The organism is Pseudopedobacter sp. (assembly GCF_040392825.1).
In the GTDB taxonomy this organism is placed as follows: Bacteria; Bacteroidota; Bacteroidia; order Sphingobacteriales; family Sphingobacteriaceae; genus Pseudopedobacter.
The window spans coordinates 1-17932 of the sequence record NZ_JBEBVH010000057.1; the positions used below are offsets into that span (position 1 = coordinate 1).

Annotated in this window: 15 protein-coding genes; 11 read left to right on the forward strand and 4 right to left on the reverse strand. The window is 37.6% G+C overall.

What is annotated here, in order from left to right; genetic code table 11:
- On the forward strand, nucleotides 1–883 hold an 883-nt coding region (locus ABWO41_RS05990), incomplete at its 5' end, for a citrate/2-methylcitrate synthase (RefSeq protein ID WP_353134954.1).
- A gap of 56 nt (nucleotides 884–939) precedes the next feature.
- On the opposite strand, the gene nfi is transcribed toward ABWO41_RS05990, so the two are convergent.
- Complete coding sequence (gene nfi, locus ABWO41_RS05995; RefSeq protein WP_353134957.1) at nucleotides 940–1638, reverse strand: deoxyribonuclease V; 699 nt, start codon at nucleotides 1636–1638, stop codon at nucleotides 940–942.
- A gap of 156 nt (nucleotides 1639–1794) precedes the next feature.
- Between nfi and ABWO41_RS06000 the strand changes: the two genes are divergently transcribed.
- Nucleotides 1795–2091 carry a hypothetical protein gene (locus tag ABWO41_RS06000; RefSeq protein ID WP_353134960.1) on the forward strand — a complete coding sequence of 99 codons (297 nt, stop codon included), beginning with the start codon at nucleotides 1795–1797 and terminating at the stop codon, nucleotides 2089–2091.
- A gap of 103 nt (nucleotides 2092–2194) precedes the next feature.
- Here ABWO41_RS06000 and ABWO41_RS06005 read toward each other — a convergent pair whose 3' ends face one another.
- The gene (locus ABWO41_RS06005) at nucleotides 2195–3010 is read right to left on the reverse strand and encodes a phytanoyl-CoA dioxygenase family protein (RefSeq protein WP_353134963.1); all 816 of its coding nucleotides are present in this window, start codon (nucleotides 3008–3010) and stop codon (nucleotides 2195–2197) included.
- A 174-nt stretch (nucleotides 3011–3184) separates the two neighbouring features.
- Between ABWO41_RS06005 and ABWO41_RS06010 the strand changes: the two genes are divergently transcribed.
- Nucleotides 3185–3958, forward strand: a complete 774-nt coding sequence (locus tag ABWO41_RS06010) for an SDR family NAD(P)-dependent oxidoreductase (RefSeq protein WP_353134966.1) — start codon at nucleotides 3185–3187, stop codon at nucleotides 3956–3958.
- 15 nt (nucleotides 3959–3973) lie between these two features.
- Nucleotides 3974–4963 (forward strand): 2-hydroxyacid dehydrogenase, encoded by a 990-nt coding sequence (locus ABWO41_RS06015; protein WP_353134969.1) that lies wholly within the window; start codon nucleotides 3974–3976, stop codon nucleotides 4961–4963.
- Here ABWO41_RS06015 and ABWO41_RS06020 read toward each other — a convergent pair.
- The gene (locus ABWO41_RS06020) at nucleotides 4956–5378 is read right to left on the reverse strand and encodes a GtrA family protein (protein WP_353134972.1); all 423 of its coding nucleotides are present in this window, start codon (nucleotides 5376–5378) and stop codon (nucleotides 4956–4958) included. The genes ABWO41_RS06015 and ABWO41_RS06020 overlap by 8 nt on opposite strands.
- The gene (locus tag ABWO41_RS06025) at nucleotides 5375–6043 is read right to left on the reverse strand and encodes a CDP-alcohol phosphatidyltransferase family protein (RefSeq protein WP_353134975.1); all 669 of its coding nucleotides are present in this window, start codon (nucleotides 6041–6043) and stop codon (nucleotides 5375–5377) included. The genes ABWO41_RS06020 and ABWO41_RS06025 overlap by 4 nt, the downstream gene beginning before the upstream one ends.
- Nucleotides 6044–6459: 416 nt before the next feature.
- Here ABWO41_RS06025 and ABWO41_RS06030 point away from each other — a divergent pair, with 416 nt between their 5' ends.
- The 7 genes from ABWO41_RS06030 to ABWO41_RS06060 form a co-directional block, all read left to right on the forward strand.
- Nucleotides 6460–8640 (forward strand): alpha-L-rhamnosidase-related protein, encoded by a 2181-nt coding sequence (locus tag ABWO41_RS06030; RefSeq protein WP_353134978.1) that lies wholly within the window; start codon nucleotides 6460–6462, stop codon nucleotides 8638–8640.
- 185 nt (nucleotides 8641–8825) lie between these two features.
- Entirely contained in the window at nucleotides 8826–12119 is a 3294-nt protein-coding gene (locus ABWO41_RS06035) for a glycoside hydrolase family 2 TIM barrel-domain containing protein (protein ID WP_353134981.1), read from the forward strand.
- Between the two features lie 6 nt (nucleotides 12120–12125).
- Nucleotides 12126–13277 carry an ABC transporter substrate-binding protein gene (locus tag ABWO41_RS06040; RefSeq protein ID WP_353134984.1) on the forward strand — a complete coding sequence of 384 codons (1152 nt, stop codon included), beginning with the start codon at nucleotides 12126–12128 and terminating at the stop codon, nucleotides 13275–13277.
- Nucleotides 13278–13513: 236 nt separating this feature from the next.
- Nucleotides 13514–14659: a CaiB/BaiF CoA transferase family protein gene (locus ABWO41_RS06045; protein ID WP_353134987.1), complete on the forward strand. Its 1146-nt coding sequence runs from the start codon at nucleotides 13514–13516 to the stop codon at nucleotides 14657–14659.
- 1 nt (nucleotide 14660) lies between these two features.
- Nucleotides 14661–15809, forward strand: a complete 1149-nt coding sequence (locus ABWO41_RS06050; protein WP_353134990.1) for a CaiB/BaiF CoA transferase family protein — start codon at nucleotides 14661–14663, stop codon at nucleotides 15807–15809.
- Nucleotides 15796–17022: an extracellular solute-binding protein gene (locus ABWO41_RS06055; RefSeq protein ID WP_353134993.1), complete on the forward strand. Its 1227-nt coding sequence runs from the start codon at nucleotides 15796–15798 to the stop codon at nucleotides 17020–17022. Before ABWO41_RS06050 ends, ABWO41_RS06055 begins: the two co-directional genes overlap by 14 nt.
- Nucleotides 17013–17932 (forward strand): Gfo/Idh/MocA family protein (locus tag ABWO41_RS06060; RefSeq protein ID WP_353134996.1); only part of this gene is annotated, 920 nt, incomplete at its 3' end. The genes ABWO41_RS06055 and ABWO41_RS06060, both read left to right, overlap by 10 nt.

Genomic DNA, 17932 nt, shown 5'->3' on the forward strand with positions numbered 1-17932 from the left:
TTCTTTAGTTTGTTCTTTGTCTGCATTTTACCCAGAGTCTTTAAATCCTAATCAAAGTAGGGAAGAGCAAGAGCTTACCATTATAAAGCTTTTAGCTAAAATGACTACAATTGTTTCCTGGATTTATAAAAAGTCGTTAGGCCATCCGGTAAATTATCCTCAAAACAAATTGGATTATGTAACCAACTTCATGTCAATGACTTTCAGCTATACAACAGAAGAATATGAAATTGACCCTGTTGTTATAGATGCAATGAACAAATTGCTGATTCTTCATGCAGATCATGAGCAAAATTGCTCGGCTTCAACAGTAAGAATTGTTGGTTCTTCTGACTGTAATTTATATGCCTCTATTTCTGCAGGTATTTCGGCGCTATGGGGACCATTACACGGTGGTGCCAATCAGGCTGTAATTGAAATGCTGGAGAAAATAAAAGAAGATGGTGGTGATGTTGATAAGTGGGTCGCAAAAGCTAAGGATAAGAATGATCCTTTCCGTTTAATGGGATTTGGACACCGTGTTTATAAAAACTTCGATCCAAGAGCTAAGATTATTAAGAAAGCTTGCGACGATGTTTTGGCAAAAATGGGTATTAATGATCCTGTGCTTGATATTGCTAAAAAACTGGAGGCTGTTGCTCTTAGTGATCCTTATTTTGTAGAGAGAAAGCTTTATCCAAACGTAGATTTCTATTCAGGTATTTTATATAGAGCATTCGGATTCCCGACAGAAATGTTCACGGTATTATTTGCATTGGGTCGTCTTCCAGGATGGATTGCACAGTGGAAGGAAATGAAAGAAAATAAAGAGCCTATTGGCAGACCAAGACAAGTTTACGTAGGTGAAAAAGATAGAAAATATGTTCCTTTAGAAGCGAGATAGTATTTCATAGTAACGATATAAGAAGAGAGCTCAGCTAAACTGAGCTCTCTTTTATTTTAAAAAAGCTTGCCAATATTAGTTTCTTCTCCTGCGCTAATTCTGGCATCGTTTACTAATAAATGCGCTAATCTGGTAGGTTCTGGAATTCTGTAAGAACCAATACATTTTTTAATAATTTCTGTAGATTCTTCTATGGTTATCAGATTGCCCGGTGAAATAAAAAGCGGATTACAGTTGATTTTTGAACGTAATACAGTTCCTATTCTTTCATTTTTGTCCATGAGAGGACTTTCTGCAAATTTTCGATTTTCCGGATCTGTATAAGAACCAAACAACCTGCTTTTTCCACAACCAATAGTTGGAGAGTTTATAAGTATCCCAAAATGCGAAGCGATTCCAGTTTTTCTCCTATGAGCAATTCCCTGTCCATCCAAAACTAATAAGTCGGGTTTATTTTTAAGTTTTTCATACGCTTCCATCAATGTCGGTATTTCTCGAAATGCTAATAAGCCAGATATGTAAGGGAAGGTACTTTTTCCGATTATTGTAACCTGCTCTATAATTCTGAGATCAGGATAACTTAGAACAATGATTCCCGCATAAACAGTTTCTTCGTTTTTGTTAAAAGAGATATCTGCGCCGCCAATTGTACTAATAGGTTTAGAAAGTGGCCTTAATTCAATATGATTTTTTAAAATATTCTGATAAATTATGGCTTCAGAAGGACTTAATTTATCGTATTCATTGATATTCATGTAATAATTATAGCAATAATAAAACCGATTTTAAAAAGATCTTAATTTAAACCATATCTTTTTCTATTTATCCTGATTTGTGTGTTTAATTGATTCTTTATCAAAGTTTTGGCTTGAAATATGCAGGAATGGTTTTGTCTACTAAAAACAAAAGCTATGAAAAAAATTGCATTAATTGTCGGTGCCGCATGTATAGCGGCGTCGGCGTATGCCGCTTCCATTAATGTTTCGCTTAAAAATAGCGGAGATCTTTATCTAAGTTCAGATCAGGACACTGTTACGAAACCTGATACGACAAGAACTCCAAGAGTTCCGATTCCCCCAGGCCCGGATACATTACCGAAACCAACACCGCCGCCACCACCGCTTCCAGAGCCACAAAGGCCTACGCCGAAGCCCAGACCAAACATGCCTAATCCGACCCCAATGCCAGATGAGGGACCTACCAGATAGTTTGGTAGGTAAATTTAGACACCATTTCGATTAAAAGAAGTTTCAGACTTATTTCCTTCAAACAATAAAATCGAAATGGCGTCTTATTTTGATTTGACTTTTATTATTTAATTAGGTTTACGAACCTATGATAAAATGCAGTAGGGCTGTTTTCTGTTTTTGGTGCGTATTTGCCGGATATGATTGGAATATAAATAACCCTGCGGCGACTAGATTCGCCAACGATATTAGATTTAGCTACTCTATGCCACAGACGTCCGTCATGTATAGTCAAATCTCCGGCTTTGGGTAGAATAGCAATCTCATTAGGATCTTCGTTATGATCAAAAAAGTATCTTTTTCGAAAAAGTAACTGATATAAATTTTGTTTATGAGTGCCGGGAATTATTCGCAATCCACCATTTTCGGGCTTTAGGTTACTTAGGTGGATTCCAACATTAAGCATTGGATTTAATTTTCCACCAAGGAATATATCCCTTAATCCATCCGTATGCCATCCCATTTTTGTGAATTTACTGTTTTCACTGTTCACATAGTGGTTAAATACCATCCCATCTTTTTCATTTATACTTAAACGGCTATTTTCTCCCGCTAATTCTAACAGGATATTAAATCTGGGGTCCAGAGTAAGTTCATGTAAGACAGGATGAAATTTATTTATAAATGCGAATCGTTGAACTATTGGTGTACCATCGAGATCCTTTCCATATTTAACAGGAATGCCATTTATTTTTTCTACTTTATTATCTACCCATTGTTTTTGTACTTCTTCCGAGGCTGATATTATAGATTTCACCGCGTCCTGATTAATAAAATCCCTGAAATGGATAAATCCATGCTCTTCAAAAAAATGTTTTTGTTCATAGCTGAGCACTTCGCCCAAATCAAATATTGGATAAGACGTTCCCATCTTGGTCATGTTTTTAGGTTAAATGTGTAAGTTATAAAACGATTAATTTTTTATTAACTTATCAAACACTACTATATTACAAGTGAATTTGTTATTTGTTTTGTGCAGCTAATCGAATATTATTGATTTTAGCTGATTGTTTGGATAACAATTTCAGCTAATAAATGTTTATTGAAAAAAGTTATGACATACGCGATAGTTACAGGATCAAGTAACGGCATAGGTAAATCTATAGCTTATAAGCTTGCTGCAGAAAAGTATAATTTAGTTTTAATTGCAAGATCAGAAAATAAACTAATTGATATAGCCGAAGATATTCGAAATAAATTTGGGGTAGAAGTATTATATTCTTTGTTGGATTTATCAGAGCATAATTCGGATGAAAAATTGCTTGAATTTGTTCAACAAAGAAATCTTCCTGTTAGTGTTTTAGTCAATAATGCGGGGTATGGTTTAAGTGGGCCTTTACTGCAGAACGAAAAACGCGATTGGATTAATATGCTGGATTTAAATGTTATATCGCTAACGAAATTAACTTACCTGTTTCTTCCAATACTGAAACTTCAGCAACAGAGTTATATTTTAAACATCGCCAGTACAGCAGCTTATCAGGCAGTGCCTTTTCTTTCTCTTTATTCTGCCAGCAAATCGTTTGTTCTTTCTTTTAGCAGAGGTTTGGCGCAGGAATTGAGCGGTACAAACGTGTCTGTAACTTGTATTTGTCCGGGGCCAACAGATACCAATTTTATAGTAAGGGCGAAGGTTGGAGATAGAGGTCAAAAAGCTGCTAATAAAGTAAATATGACACCAGATGAAGTTGCAGACATTGCGGTAAAAGCCATGTTTAGAAAGAGGAAAGAGGTTGTAACGGGTGTTATCAATAAGCTGGGCGTGTTTTTGGCGTGGCTCTTGCCTAAAACATTGGTAGAGCGGACATCGATGAAGATATATCAGTAAAATAAAGGAGTATTTATGTCAGAGAAATTGGTTTTTATTACGAGCAGAATCCCTAAGATAGGTTTAGAACTTTTAACAGAGGCAAACATTGTTTATAAGCAATGGCCATATGAAAGAAAAATAACCAAACAAGAACTGATAGAAAATGTGAGAGACTGCAGTATTTTATTTAATGTTGGTTCTAACCAACTAGACAAAGAGTTCTTTAAAGCTTGTCCAAAGTTAGAACTTGTCTCGCTATTAAGTGTAGGTTACGATCATGTAGACGTTTCGGCAGCGACTCAATATCGTATTCCTATTACCAATACACCAGGCGTTTTGAGTAAGGCTACAGCAGATACTGCATTTTTATTAATGTTAGCTGTATCCAGAAAGGCTTTTTATCAGCACAAAAAAATTCTAAAAGGAAAATGGCAAAAGAAAATTCCTACAGATATATTGGGCATAGAGTTGCATAATAAAACATTAGGGATTTTTGGTTTAGGACGAATTGGTTTAGAAATGGCGAAATTGTGCAAAGGGGCCTACAATATGGAGATTATCTACCATAATAGGAATAGGAATGAGGAGGCAGAAGATATGTTAAATGCCAGATGGGTGAGCTTTGAAGATTTGTTAAAACAAAGTGATGTACTTTCTGTGCATTCGCAGTTAAGCGAAGAGACTAAAGGTTTATTTGATTATAGGGTGTTTTCCCAAATGAAAGACAGTGCTATTTTTATCAATACTTCCAGAGGAGCTGTTCATAATGAAGAAGATTTAATAAAAGCGCTGGAGGATGGGCAGATTTGGGGCGCGGGCTTAGATGTAACCAATCCAGAGCCTATGGCGCCAGATAACCCTTTATTAGAAATGGAAAGTGTAGCTGTTTTGCCTCATATCGGGTCGGCTACCGTAGAAACAAGAAATGAAATGGTTAAACTGGCTGTTCAGAATATCATAGCAAAAATCAATAACGAAAGTTTACTAACCTGTATTAATCCGGAGGTTATGGAACTTACATAGTTTTCGGTAGTTTATTAGGTTTTTTAAAAATCCAGTATTTCTGTAGGGTGTAATTAAATCCAAGTGATACAATAATGTCAACGATGATTCTGCTTATTTTATAATCAATCTTCATACCTGTAGTTACTAAATATGTACCTGCAGATTTGAGAAAGATGCTTCCGGATACCATAGTTATAAATTTGATAATCTGGGTGTTAATTTTTCCTTCTTTAGCATTGTTTGAATCAAATGTCCAGTTTCTGTTAATAGAAAAATTAACGATGGCACCTACTGTACCCCCAATACATATAGAAATTGTGTAATGTATATGAAAGATTTCTGTTAAGGAAATCATTACTGCATAGTCTGTTATCCCGCCAATAAATGCAGACAACTGTGCTTTTAAAAACATAATTAATCTTTCTTTAATCATTGTTTTTTCTCTAACAGATCGCGTTCATCGCCATATTTAAGTAACTGGCTTGTATCTTTGATATTTATTATTGTTAGAACGAGAGAAATAACAATAACTGCATATTGAATAAATGAAGGAAATATGATTTCGAATATCAATATCAACGCAATAATCACCCTTATTTCTGTAGGACCAACAGCACCGGAGTCGATTATATATTTGTCTGTAATTTTATAACGTAGCTGTGAAATAATCATTGCCCAGCCATAAAGCGCAAGGAAAATGAATCCAAAAACTTTAAATTCCTCCGGAGCATAATAGAAGTAACCCAGGCTAATCATTATAGTACTTAGCCAGTCCATAATTATATCAAGTGAAAAACCGAACCATTTTCTGGGAATTCCACGGTAATAAGCAATTCTGCCGTCTAATGAATCGCCAAACCAATTGATCAGAAGCCCCAGAATGCAGATAAAGAGGTAATTTATGTAGATATATTTTGCTAATAAGAACCCTATTAGAACCGCCAGGGAGCCCAGGCTTCCAATAAAAGTTAATATATTAGGGGTGAACGATGAAGGAACTCTTTCTACAAGATATAAAATAAGTTTCTGTTCTGCGGACTTCAAAATATTTGTTCGCTTTCTATCCTTAAAAATAGATTTCTTTGTTTCCTGTTGCATCTAACTTGCTTTGAATGTTAAATGCAATTTCTTTAAAAAAGTTTTAACAATTTGAGTCAATTATATTTTGTTCTAATAATCATGCTATCACGATGCTATTGTTTCCTGTCTTAGGCCGTATTTATATATAGTTAGATATAGTACTGGAATAGTTATAGGATAGTTAAAGGAATAAGCCAGGTACAGCGGGCTATATGTGGATGAAAGGTAGACTATACGTGGACTATAGATGGAGTAATAATTTTACTGGTCTAATTATTAGTGACCTTGTCAGTTTACAGGTATATTGCTATTACAAATTTAAAGCTAATATCATATAATACAAAGGAAACATGTTATATAAAATGCAGGCATATAGCTAATAGATTTGATATAGCTGCAAGTGGCTCTTTTTTAATTAAAATCCATTATAATATATGAACATTGTATACCTTAAGAATCTGTGTGTTGCGATCATAATAGCAATAACAAGCTTGTCTACTCTGGCAACAAAAGCACAAGAGCAAAAATCTACGTGGATCTGGTATCCGGGAGATTTCGAAATCTGGTTAAGCAACGATATGCAAAACCGTCGTACAGAGCGAGGGACTTTCTTTCCGCCATTCTGGCGAATGGATAGCCATTATGTACTGGTAGAATTCCACAAAGTTTTCAACTTAACAGAACCAGAGGATATTGAGATTTTTGCAGAAGGAAGATACAATGTTAAAATCAACGGCAAGATGGTATCGGGATATCCAAAAAAGCTGACTATTCCTGCGGGACAACAAAAAATCAATATCAAAATACATAACCAGGGACATGTGCCTGCATTATACATCAAAGGTAAAACCATTAAAACAGATAATACCTGGTTGGTAACTTTTGAAGATAAGGAGTGGATAGATGAAACCGGAAAGGCTTCAGACCAATCCGGAACTACTTATGTAAAAGCTGGAATCTGGAATTTCAATACTCCAGATAATAAGCCTTCTGCGTTTAAATTAGCAACCAGACCTCAAGAGGCTACAAATACCGAGAAAAAGGGGAATCAACAAGTTATAGACTTTGGAAAAAACACTTTCGGCTTTGTAAAATTGCACCAGTTAAAAGGTAAGGGTAAAGTACAAATCTACTATGGAGAGTCAAAAGAAGAGGCTTTGGGAACGAAGACATGTGAGACCTTCGATATTTTTGATATTAACAATGCCAGTGCAAAGGATTCAGTTTTAGAGCTGTCAAAAGCTTTCAGATATGTGAATATCGTTACCGATCCTGAAGTTTCTATAGCTAAGGTTTCTATGCTATATGAATATTTGCCAATGAAAGATCGTGGCCGTTTCACTTCTTCAGATGCAGAATTGAACAAGATTTGGGATGTTTCCAAATATACCATGGAATTGACTACTCGTGAATTCTTTATTGATGGTATTAAACGTGACCGTTGGATTTGGAGTGGTGATGCATATCAGAGCTATCTAATGAATTATTACTTGGGTTTTGATTCTGAGTCGGTAAAACGCACCACTTTGGCCCTAAGAGGTAAGGAACCTACCATGAGCCATATCAATACCATTATGGATTATACGTTCTATTGGTTTCTGGGAATCTACGACTACTATTTATATACAGGAGATAAGGAGTTTATTGAACTGGCTTACCCTAAAATGCAGTCTTTAATGGAATTCTGTCTTCAACGCAGAAATAAAGACGGTTTAATGCAAGGACTTTCCGGCGATTGGATTTTTATTGATTGGGCAGATGGATTGAGCAAAAAAGGCGAAGTGAGTTTTGAGCAGCTATTGCTGTGCAGAAGTTTGGAGACGATGGCTTTGTGTGCCGATATTTTAAAAGATCAAAAAGCGAAGGATTTTTATAGTGCAGAAGCGAAAAGTCTGAAGTCTAAAATATTTAACTATTACTGGAACGAAAGCAAACAGGCTTTTGCCCATAGCAGAATCGATGGTAAGCAAACGGATAATGTAACGCGTTATACCAATATGTTCGCTATTTTCTTTGATTATCTGAATGCTCAACAGAAGCAAGGCGTGAAACAAAATGTATTGTTGAACGACAATATCCAAAAGATTATGACGCCTTATATGCGTTTCTACGAGTTGGAAGCTTTGTGTGCTATGGGCGAGCAGAATTATGTCATGAAAGAGATGAAGGATTATTGGGGAGGTATGTTGAAGTTAGGGGCAACTACTTTCTGGGAAGAATATAATCCTGCAAAATCTGGCGCAGAACATTATACCATGTATGGCCGTGAATTTGGAAAAAGCCTTTGCCATTCCTGGGGAGCCAGCCCGATTTATCTATTGGGTAAATATTATTTAGGTGTACGCCCAACTGCTCCGGGTTATGAAAACTATACTATTGAACCTCATTTAGGTGGCTTGAAATGGATGCAAGGTAGTATCCCCACACCAAAAGGAGAAATTGAATTGTATGTAAGCACTTCTGAAATTAAAGTGAAGTCTCCGGTAGGAACTGGTACATTGAAAATAAACAATAAGAAAAAACCGGTTTGTAAAGATGCAACAATTAAGACAGTAGGAAAGAACCAGTATGAGTTGCAAGTGGAGAGAGGAAGAGAATATTTGGTTAAGTTATAGTACAGTTGTAGGTAGTAAGTTTTAGGTTATAAGTATGTTATTCCAAAGACTTAATAAATAAGAACAGATCTGAAGAGTAATGCAAAAATAAAAACAAAACATGCTGATGCTTGATACTAGCATCCGATCATCATGTTAGGCTACTTATTACTTAAAACTAAGAACTTATTACTTTAAAAAATAAAATGAAAAAATATATATATCTAGCCGTATCCGGATTGATGGCAATCCCAACATTTAGTAAGGCGCAGACGGTTGATGGTCTACCAGCTACTATTCCGCCGGTGCCCGGAATTTATAATTTGGAACCCTGGGAAGACCCCAAGATTACTTCGATCAATCGGGAACATGCCAGAGCAACAGCTTATTCCTACTCATCTATAGACGCTGCTCTTGAAGGCAAAAGAGAAAAGAGTGATCGTTTGATGATGCTGAATGGAGATTGGGCTTTCAAATTTGCTTTCAAGCCTGCCGATGCTCCTGTAGATTTCTATACACAAGTCCAACAGGGATGGAAAACGATTCCAGTACCTTCCAGTTGGGAGATGCAAGGCTATGATATTCCTATTTATAAATCGGCTGTATATCCGTTCAGACCGGTAGATCCGCCTCGTGTACCAAGAGATTATAATGCTGTAGGATCTTATCAAAAGACATTTACCTTACCTGCAAACTGGAAGGATATGAACATCACCTTACATTTTGGTGGTGTGACATCTGCTTATAAAGTTTGGCTAAATGGTAAGTTTTTAGGTTATGGCGAAGACTCTTGTTTGCCGTCGGAATTTAATATAACACCTTACCTGAAATCGGGAGAAAATGTGATTTCTGTACAGGTAATCCGTTGGAGTGATGCTTCCTATCTGGAAGATCAGGATCAATGGAGAATGAGCGGTATTCACCGTGACGTGATGTTATTAGCAGAACCAAAAGTACGCATTGCAGATTTTCATTGGCAAGCAAAACTGGATAAAGAATATAAAGATGCTATTTTCAGTCTTCGTCCACGCATAGATAATTATTCTGGTGTAACTACAGAAGGTTATATGGTGAAGGCACAATTATATGATGCCAATAAGAAGCCAGTTTTTGCTAACGAATTGGAGAAATCCGGACATGATATTTTCAATGAAGCTTATCCGCGTTTAGATAACGTGAAATTCGGTTTGTTGGAATCTGAAGTGAAGAACCCGAAAAAATGGTCGGCGGAAGAGCCTAATCTTTATACACTGGTGATTTCGCTTTACGATAAAGAAAATAAGCTGTTGGAGGCAAAAAGCTGTAAAGTGGGATTCCGTAAAATTGAGTTCTCTAAAGAGAACGGAAAGCTATTGATCAATGGCAAGGTAACTTATCTGTATGGGGTAAATCGTCACGATCACCATCCGGTAAAAGGTAAAGCTTTAAGCAGGGAAGATATGCGTAAAGATATTGCGCAAATTAAGAAATTCAATTTCAATGCCATTCGTACCAGCCATTATCCAAATGATCCTTATATCTATGAACTTTGTGATGAGTACGGGATTATGGTAATGGATGAAGCCAATTACGAAACCCATGGTTTGGGAGGTAAGCTGGCTAACGATCCGGACTGGGGTGCTGCGCATATGGAGCGTATTACCAGAATGGCATATCGAGATAAAAACCATCCTAGTATTATAATCTGGAGTTTGGGTAACGAGGCAGGAAGAGGTCCAACCACAGCTTCCATGGCTGCCTGGCTTCACGATTTTGATATTACCAGGCCAGTACATTATGAACCGGGAATGGGAAGCCATCAACTAGAAGGCTATATTGATCCCAAAGATCCAAAATATCCGAAAACGAATGACCACTCACATCGTCTGCAAAATCCTTTAGATCAATATTATGTAGATATCGTTTCCAGGTTCTATCCGGGAATTTATACACCAGATTTATTATTAAGTCAAAAAAATGGCGACAAAAGACCAATTCTGTTTGTTGAATATTCGCACTCTATGGGCAATTCTACCGGAAATCTTAAAGAGTTCTGGGATATTTTCCGTAGCAGACCCCGGATGATTGGCGGCTTCATTTGGGATTATAAAGATCAGGCGTTAATTAAAAAAGACAGTACAGGCAGAGAATTTTTGGCTTATGGTGGCGATTTTGGTGAGAAATACCACAATGGTTCTTTCAGCTTGAATGGTGTAGTAGATGCATGGGGTAGAGCAAAGGCAGCTATGTTCGAAAATAAACGTGTTTATCAGGGAGCGGAAGCAACATTGGTTAATGCAGCAACAGCAACTATTAATATTGCAAATAGAAACGCTGTGAAAAACCTAAAGGATTATACACCTGAAATTATAGTGTTGGAAGACGGCGTTCAGGTATTAAGAAAGGAAATCCCGGCAATTGATTTGGAACCGGGACAGCAAAAGGAAATCAGCCTGAAATCTTATTTACCAAAATTTAAAAAGGGTAAAGAGTACCTGTTAAGCATTCACTTTAAATTATCAACAGATGAGGCCTGGGAGAAAAAAGGCTTTGAAGTGGCTTCAAATCAATTTGCTTTGACTGGCTTGGCAACACACCAAAACAATCAACAAAAATTTGCGGCAATTTCTTTAGATCAGGGCGATAATCGTATCGCCGTTAAAGGGAAGGACTTCCAGATTGCTTTCGATAAGCAAAATGGCGCTTTAACTTCTTATATCCTGAATGGAAATGAGCAAATATTAAAACCGTTATTCCCTAATTTCTTACGTCCACAAACTGAGAATGACAGAAGGGGGTGGAAACCAAATAAAGTCCTGAAAGAATGGTATGAAAATAAAGCAAAGCTTAAAACGGTTGAAGCGAAATCTATTGGCGAAGGATTAGCACAAATTACCACAAACTATGATGTTATTGCTGATAAGGCAAGCATCAAGGTAGTGTATACTGTAAATGGAAATGGTATAGTGAAAGTAGAATATAGCCTGAAAGCTGATACCGCCTTACCTCATATTCCTAAAGTGGGTATGCAAATGGCTATAGCTCGTCCGTATGACAATATTACGTTCTATGGTAAGGGACCTATGGAAAATTATATTGACAGAAGATACGGTTTTGATGCTGGCATTTACAGTATGCCTATAAATGATTTTATGGAACCTTACATCTATCCCCAGGAGAACGGAAACCGTACTGATGTGCGTTGGATGGCTTTTGGAAATAAAGATAAAGAAGGTATCATGGTAGTTGCTGATAGCTTACTGAGTATGAGCGCCTGGCCTTTCACACAGGAAGAAATTTTATCTAAAAAACATTGGCACGAACTGGTCGATAGTAAACAAATAACTGTAAATATAGATTTAATACAAATGGGGGTTGGCGGTAATGATTCCTGGTCTGAGGTTTCTCAACCTTTAGAGCAATATCAAATACCAGCTAAAGATTACAATTATACTTTTTATATCAATCCAACAAAAGCAAAAGCCAATTACGTACAAGAAGCAGCAAAAACGAAGTTTTAAATAAAAATGAGCAAACCAAAAATATTAAAGGGGATTACCTGGAACCACAGCCGTGGATTTACATCTATGGTAGCAACAGCACAAAGATTTACAGAATTGAATCCGGGAGTAGAGATTGTCTGGGAAAAACGCTCTTTACAACAGTTTGCAGATATGTCTATCCAACAACTAGCAGAGCGTTACGATTTATTAGTGATAGACCATCCGTGGGCGGGTTTTGCAGCCGGAACTAAATCTATTTTGCCTTTAGACGAATATTTATCGAAAGAATATATTGCAGACCAGGCTGCAAATAGCGTGGGTAGATCACATGAAAGCTATAATTTTAACGGAAACCAATGGGCTTTGGCTATAGATGCGGCTACTCCTGTTGCTTCTAGCAGACCAGATTTGTTTGTTAAGCATCACTTGAGTTTGCCTAAAACTTTCAAAGATGTGTTGGCTTTAGCCGATAAAGGTTTGGTGGGCGCAGCTTTGATTCCTATTGATACCATCATGAGCTATTACATGTTCTGTTGTGCCGTGGGCGAAGAACCTTTTGCTTCGGAAACAGAGGTTATCAGTAAAGAAAATGGTATCAAGGCTTTGCAATTATTTAAAACGCTTGCAGATAAAATAGACCGTTCTTTCTTTGATAAAAACCCCATACAGGTTTATGAAACCATGGTGAATACAGACACAACAGCTTATTGTCCTTTTGCTTATGGCTATTCTAACTATTCAAGAGACGGATATGCCAAAAATCTGTTGCATTTTCATGATTTGGTAGCATTAGAAGAAGGTTATGAAAATATGAAAACTTCCTTAGGAGGGACGGGATTAGCGATTTCATCGTCTTCGCAATATGTTGCAGAAGCCGTAGCCTATGCCGATTTCGTGGGCAATCCGCATACTCAGGAATATTTATTCTTTGATAATGGTGGGCAGCCAGGACATTTAAAAGCCTGGGAAAGTGAACATAGCAACGTCGCTTCTCATAATTATTTCAAAAATACCTTGCCGGCATTGCAAAGAGCTTATTTGAGACCAAGATATCATGGCCATATGCATTTTCAGGATCACGCAGGGGATGTAGTGAGAGATTACTTATTGAAAGGCGGAGATGAGCAACAGGTATTAGATAAACTGAATCAGTTGTACATAGAGTCCAGGAAGTAAAAAACAGAGATCAGCTGTTATTTTTACGGATGTTTTGAGGGGCAAATAAAAAGATATAGGTCATTTCGATCCCATATGAAGGATATTACTTGTATGATGAGATGCTGAAACGAGTTCAGCATGACTTTGCTAATTATTGTGCATACGCGAAGATACTAAAGTCAACATAATATATTCAAGCAGGGCATCTAGTGACTTGATACTAGGTACTTAATACTTTAAACTAACAAAAAGAAATGAAACCACTAGAAGGTTTATTGGTTTTGGAATTTGCCCAATTTATGGCTGCACCAACCGCTGGGTTAAAACTGGCAGATTTAGGTGCGAGGGTAATAAAAATAGAAAGACCGATAAAGGGAGAAGGCGGAAGGCAAATAGCCATTAAGAATCTGTTTGTAGATGGCGACAGTTTGGTTTTCCACACTATAAATAGAAATAAGGAATCTTATGCGGCAGATCTGAAAAATCCGGAGGATTTGGAACGTGTAAAGAAATTAATTGCCCATGCGGATGTAATGACTCATAATTTCCGTCCCGGTGTGATGGAAAAGATAGGATTAGACTACGAGCAGGCAATTAAAATCAATCCTAAACTGGTTTATGGTATTGTAACCGGATACGGTAATAAAGGTCCCTGGGCCAACAAACCTGGACAGGATTTATTGGTACAGTCTTTATCTGGACTGACGTGGTTATCCGGAACAAGTAAATCTGGACCAACACCTTTTGGTTTGGCTACAGCCGATATGATTTGTGGTCATCATTTAACGCAAGGTATTTTAGCTGCTTTAATTAAGCGGGCAAAAACGCAAAAAAGTGTTCTGGTAGAAGTCAGTTTGCTTGAATCAATTCTCGATCTTCAATTCGAGGTGATTACCAGCTTCCTGAATGATGGCAATAAATTGCCACAAAGAGGTAGTGAAGCCGGGACAGCTCATGCTTATCTGAGTGCACCTTATGGTATTTATAAAACCAAAGATGCCTATTTGGCTTTGGCAATGGGTAATTTGTTGTTTATTGGGGAGACTTTAAAAATTGATTTCTCTGCTTATCAGGATAAAGCTTCATGGTTCACGCAGCGAGATGAGATCACGCAATTATTAGCAAGCCGTATCCAGGAAGAAAGCACTTCCTATTGGATTGATTTATTAAATAGTAAAGGAATTTGGTGTTCACCGATATTCAATTACCAACAGTTTTTAAATCAGGAAGCGTACAAGGTGTTGGGTTTTGACCAGGAACTGGATTTACCTACTGGAGAAATCCTTAAAGGAACCAGAAGTCCGATACAAATCAATAGAGAAAAGCTGTATTCAAGAAAAGCAGCTCCGAAAGCAGGAGCAGAAACCGAATTAATCAATCAACAATTTAATCTGATATAAAATGAAGCCATTAGAAGATTATTTAGTTGTAGACTTTAGTCAATTCCTTTCAGCACCATCGGCAAGTTTGAAATTGGCCGATTTGGGTGCCAGGGTAATTAAGATAGAACGCCCGGAAACTGGTGATATTTGTCGTCATCTATATACCTCAAACGTAGTTTTGAATGGAGAATCTACGGTATTCCATGCCATCAACAGAAATAAAGAAAGCCTGGCTTTGGATATAAAAAATGATGGAGACAGGGAGAAAATCTGGAAATTAATAGAAAAAGCTGACGTGGTGATGCATAATTTCCGTCCGGGAGTAATGGAACGCTTGGGTTTCGATTACGAATCTGTAAAAGCAAAAAATCCGACTGTTGTTTACGGTGAAATCTCTGGTTACGGAACAGAAGGCCCTTGGAAAGACTTACCTGGTCAGGATTTATTATTACAGTCTTTAACAGGCATCACCTGGTTAAATGGTAATAAAAATGATGGTCCAGTTCCCATGGGATTATCTATTGTCGACATGCTTGCGGGAGCAAATTTAGCCAACGGTATTTTGGCTTGTCTCTTACGCAAAACGTTAAAAAACGAAGGTGCTTTAGTACAAGTGAGTATGATAGAATCTGCTTTGGATTTCCAGTTCGAAGCCATTACCACTTTTTATAAAGATGGTGGTCAGTTGCAGGAACGTACGGCAAGTAACAGCGCCCACGCCTATTTAGGAGCACCTTACGGAATTTATCAAACACAAAATGGCTATTTGGCTTTGGCGATGGGATCTATTCCTGTATTAGGCAAATTGCTTTCCTGTGAAGCCTTATTGGCTTATGAACAAATGGCCGAAGCATATGATAAGCGAGATGAGATCAAAGACATTTTAGCCAATCATTTGAAAACACAAGACACCGTATATTGGTTGAATATCTTAGAACCAGCAGATATCTGGTGTGCAGATGTGATGGATTGGGAGCGTTTATTCCAACACGAAGCTTTTAAAGTTCTGGATATGGTACAAACGGTAAAAATGTCTGATGGTTTTGAATATGAAACAACTAGAAGTCCAATCCGACTGGACGGAGAAGTCATTAAATCAGCAAAAGGATCGCCTATTTTAGGGGAAGACAATGCCAAAATCATAAAGGAGCTGTATGGAAAAATCTAAATTCAGATTTGCAGTACGCAAATTTCAACCTTTCGAGAATGCTATTCAGAAGATATGGGAGTCTTTCTGTAAAGAACGTGGTTTAGATATAGAAGCTGAGTTTGTAGCCATGGATTTACCGGAACTTCATGATGCCATTATCGGTCGAGGAGGTTTGAAAAATGGCGACTGGGACGCAGCACATATCGTAACGGATTGGTTAGACGAAGCCTATTCTTCCGAAAGTTTGGAAGCACTGAATCCTTATCTGGAAGCGCAAAATCTGAATTTAGAAGTCTGGAGTAATTCTTTGCTGGAAGCACAAGTTTTTGAACAAAAAGAGATTGTAGGACTGCCTTTTCATGATGGACCGGAATGTTTAATTATCCGAAAAGATCTGTTTGAATCTGAAGAAGAGCAAAGCAATTTTTACATCCAATTTGGCAGGCCTTTAGCAATTCCAAAGACATGGGACGAATTTCTGGAAGTAGCCAGTTTTTTTCAAAGACCAGATCAAAATTTGTACGGGACGGTGTTGGCGGGTTATCCGGACGGGCATAATACGGTTTACGATTTTTGCTTACAGTTATGGACTCGTGGCGGAAACTTGCTTAACGAAAAAGGGGATATTAATATCAACCAGCAGGAAGCAATAGATGCACTGGATTTTTATAAATCCTGGGTAAATAATAACGACATCGTACATCCTCATGCAAAAGATTATGAATCTGTGCAATGTGGTTTGGCTTTCGCCAGGGGAGAAGCAGCTATGATGATTAACTGGTTTGGATTTGCTGCCATGTGTGAGGTTATTGAAGAATCTAAAGTGAAAGGAAAGATTGACGTTGCACAGATTCCATCTTTAGAATATACAGATTCCGCTTCTTTAAATATTTACTGGTTATACGCTATAGGAAAGGGAAGCGATAAAAAACAATTAGCCTTTGATTTTATTCAGTATGCTACTTCAGCGGAAAGCGATAAATTGTTGACTTTAGAAGGAGGCATTGGTTGCCGGAAATCTACCTGGCATGATGCCGAAATTAACCGGATCATTCCATATTACCATAAATTGGAACAGCTACACCTTTACGCAAAGACTTTACCACGTACCGCTACGTGGGCGAAAATAGCTGAATATATAGATGAGATGATGGTGAGGGCAATGACAACAGATGAAACCTTAGCCAATATTTTAGTAGAAACTCAAGAGAAAATAGATAAATGCAGATAAACTATAAACCCACATTGCCAAAGCAGAAACTTCCGATTGTCATTATTGGAGCAGGTGGAATTGTCAAAGATGCCCATCTTCCGGCTTATAAAAAAGCGGGTTTTGAAGTTTGGGGCATTACCAATAGGACCAGAGAGCGGGCAGAGAAATTAGCATCGGAGTTTGGTATCCCGCGAGTTTTTGATAATGTAGCAGATGCTGTTGCAGCCGCTCCGGAAAATGCAGTTTATGATATCACCATTATGCCTGAAAAGTTTGTAGAAACTTTAGAGCAATTGCCGGATAGAGCAGGAGTATTAATCCAGAAGCCGATGGGTGATTTTATTGCACAAAGCTATGAGATTTTAGAAGTATGCAGAAGAAAGAATTTGGTTGCGGCCATTAATTGCCAGTTGCGTTTTGCACCTTATACCATGGCCGCAAAAGCTATTATAGATCAGGGATTGATTGGTGAAGTATATGATATGGAAGTACGTGTAACGGTACAGACTCCATGGGAGTTGTTTCCTCATGTGATGGTGCATCCTCGTCTGGAGTTCCAATACCATAGCATTCATTATTTTGATTTAATTCGCTCTTTCTTCGGAAATCCGCAATCAATTTTAGCGAAAACTTTAAAGCATCCGGCTAAAGCTTTATCTTCTTCAAGATCTACTGTAATATTCGATTACGGAGATACTTTGCATGCAGTTATTAATACTAACCACGATCATGACTTTGGTGCTCAGCATCAGGAAAGTTTTATAAAATGGGAGGGAACAAAAGGGGCTATTAAAGCCAAAATGGGCCTGTTAATGAATTATCCTGATGGTGTGCCAGATGCCTTTGAATATTGCGTACTGGAGGAAGGAAAAGTTCCGGAGTGGAAATCTATAACCTTGGAAGGCTCCTGGTTTCCGGATGCTTTTGT

Coding starts and splice junctions, on each gene's coding strand:
- ABWO41_RS06000 (WP_353134960.1), top strand. CDS start 1,795: ATGAAAAAAATTGCATTAATTGTCGGTGCCGCATGTATAGCGGCGTCG.
- ABWO41_RS06010 (WP_353134966.1), top strand. CDS start 3,185: ATGACATACGCGATAGTTACAGGATCAAGTAACGGCATAGGTAAATCT.
- ABWO41_RS06055 (WP_353134993.1), top strand. CDS start 15,796: ATGGAAAAATCTAAATTCAGATTTGCAGTACGCAAATTTCAACCTTTC.
- ABWO41_RS06035 (WP_353134981.1), top strand. CDS start 8,826: ATGAAAAAATATATATATCTAGCCGTATCCGGATTGATGGCAATCCCA.
- ABWO41_RS06020 (WP_353134972.1), bottom strand. CDS start 5,378: ATGATTAAAGAAAGATTAATTATGTTTTTAAAAGCACAGTTGTCTGCA.
- ABWO41_RS06045 (WP_353134987.1), top strand. CDS start 13,514: ATGAAACCACTAGAAGGTTTATTGGTTTTGGAATTTGCCCAATTTATG.
- ABWO41_RS06015 (WP_353134969.1), top strand. CDS start 3,974: ATGTCAGAGAAATTGGTTTTTATTACGAGCAGAATCCCTAAGATAGGT.
- ABWO41_RS06030 (WP_353134978.1), top strand. CDS start 6,460: ATGAACATTGTATACCTTAAGAATCTGTGTGTTGCGATCATAATAGCA.
- ABWO41_RS06025 (WP_353134975.1), bottom strand. CDS start 6,043: ATGCAACAGGAAACAAAGAAATCTATTTTTAAGGATAGAAAGCGAACA.
- nfi (WP_353134957.1), bottom strand. CDS start 1,638: ATGAATATCAATGAATACGATAAATTAAGTCCTTCTGAAGCCATAATT.
- ABWO41_RS06040 (WP_353134984.1), top strand. CDS start 12,126: ATGAGCAAACCAAAAATATTAAAGGGGATTACCTGGAACCACAGCCGT.
- ABWO41_RS06050 (WP_353134990.1), top strand. CDS start 14,661: ATGAAGCCATTAGAAGATTATTTAGTTGTAGACTTTAGTCAATTCCTT.
- ABWO41_RS06005 (WP_353134963.1), bottom strand. CDS start 3,010: ATGACCAAGATGGGAACGTCTTATCCAATATTTGATTTGGGCGAAGTG.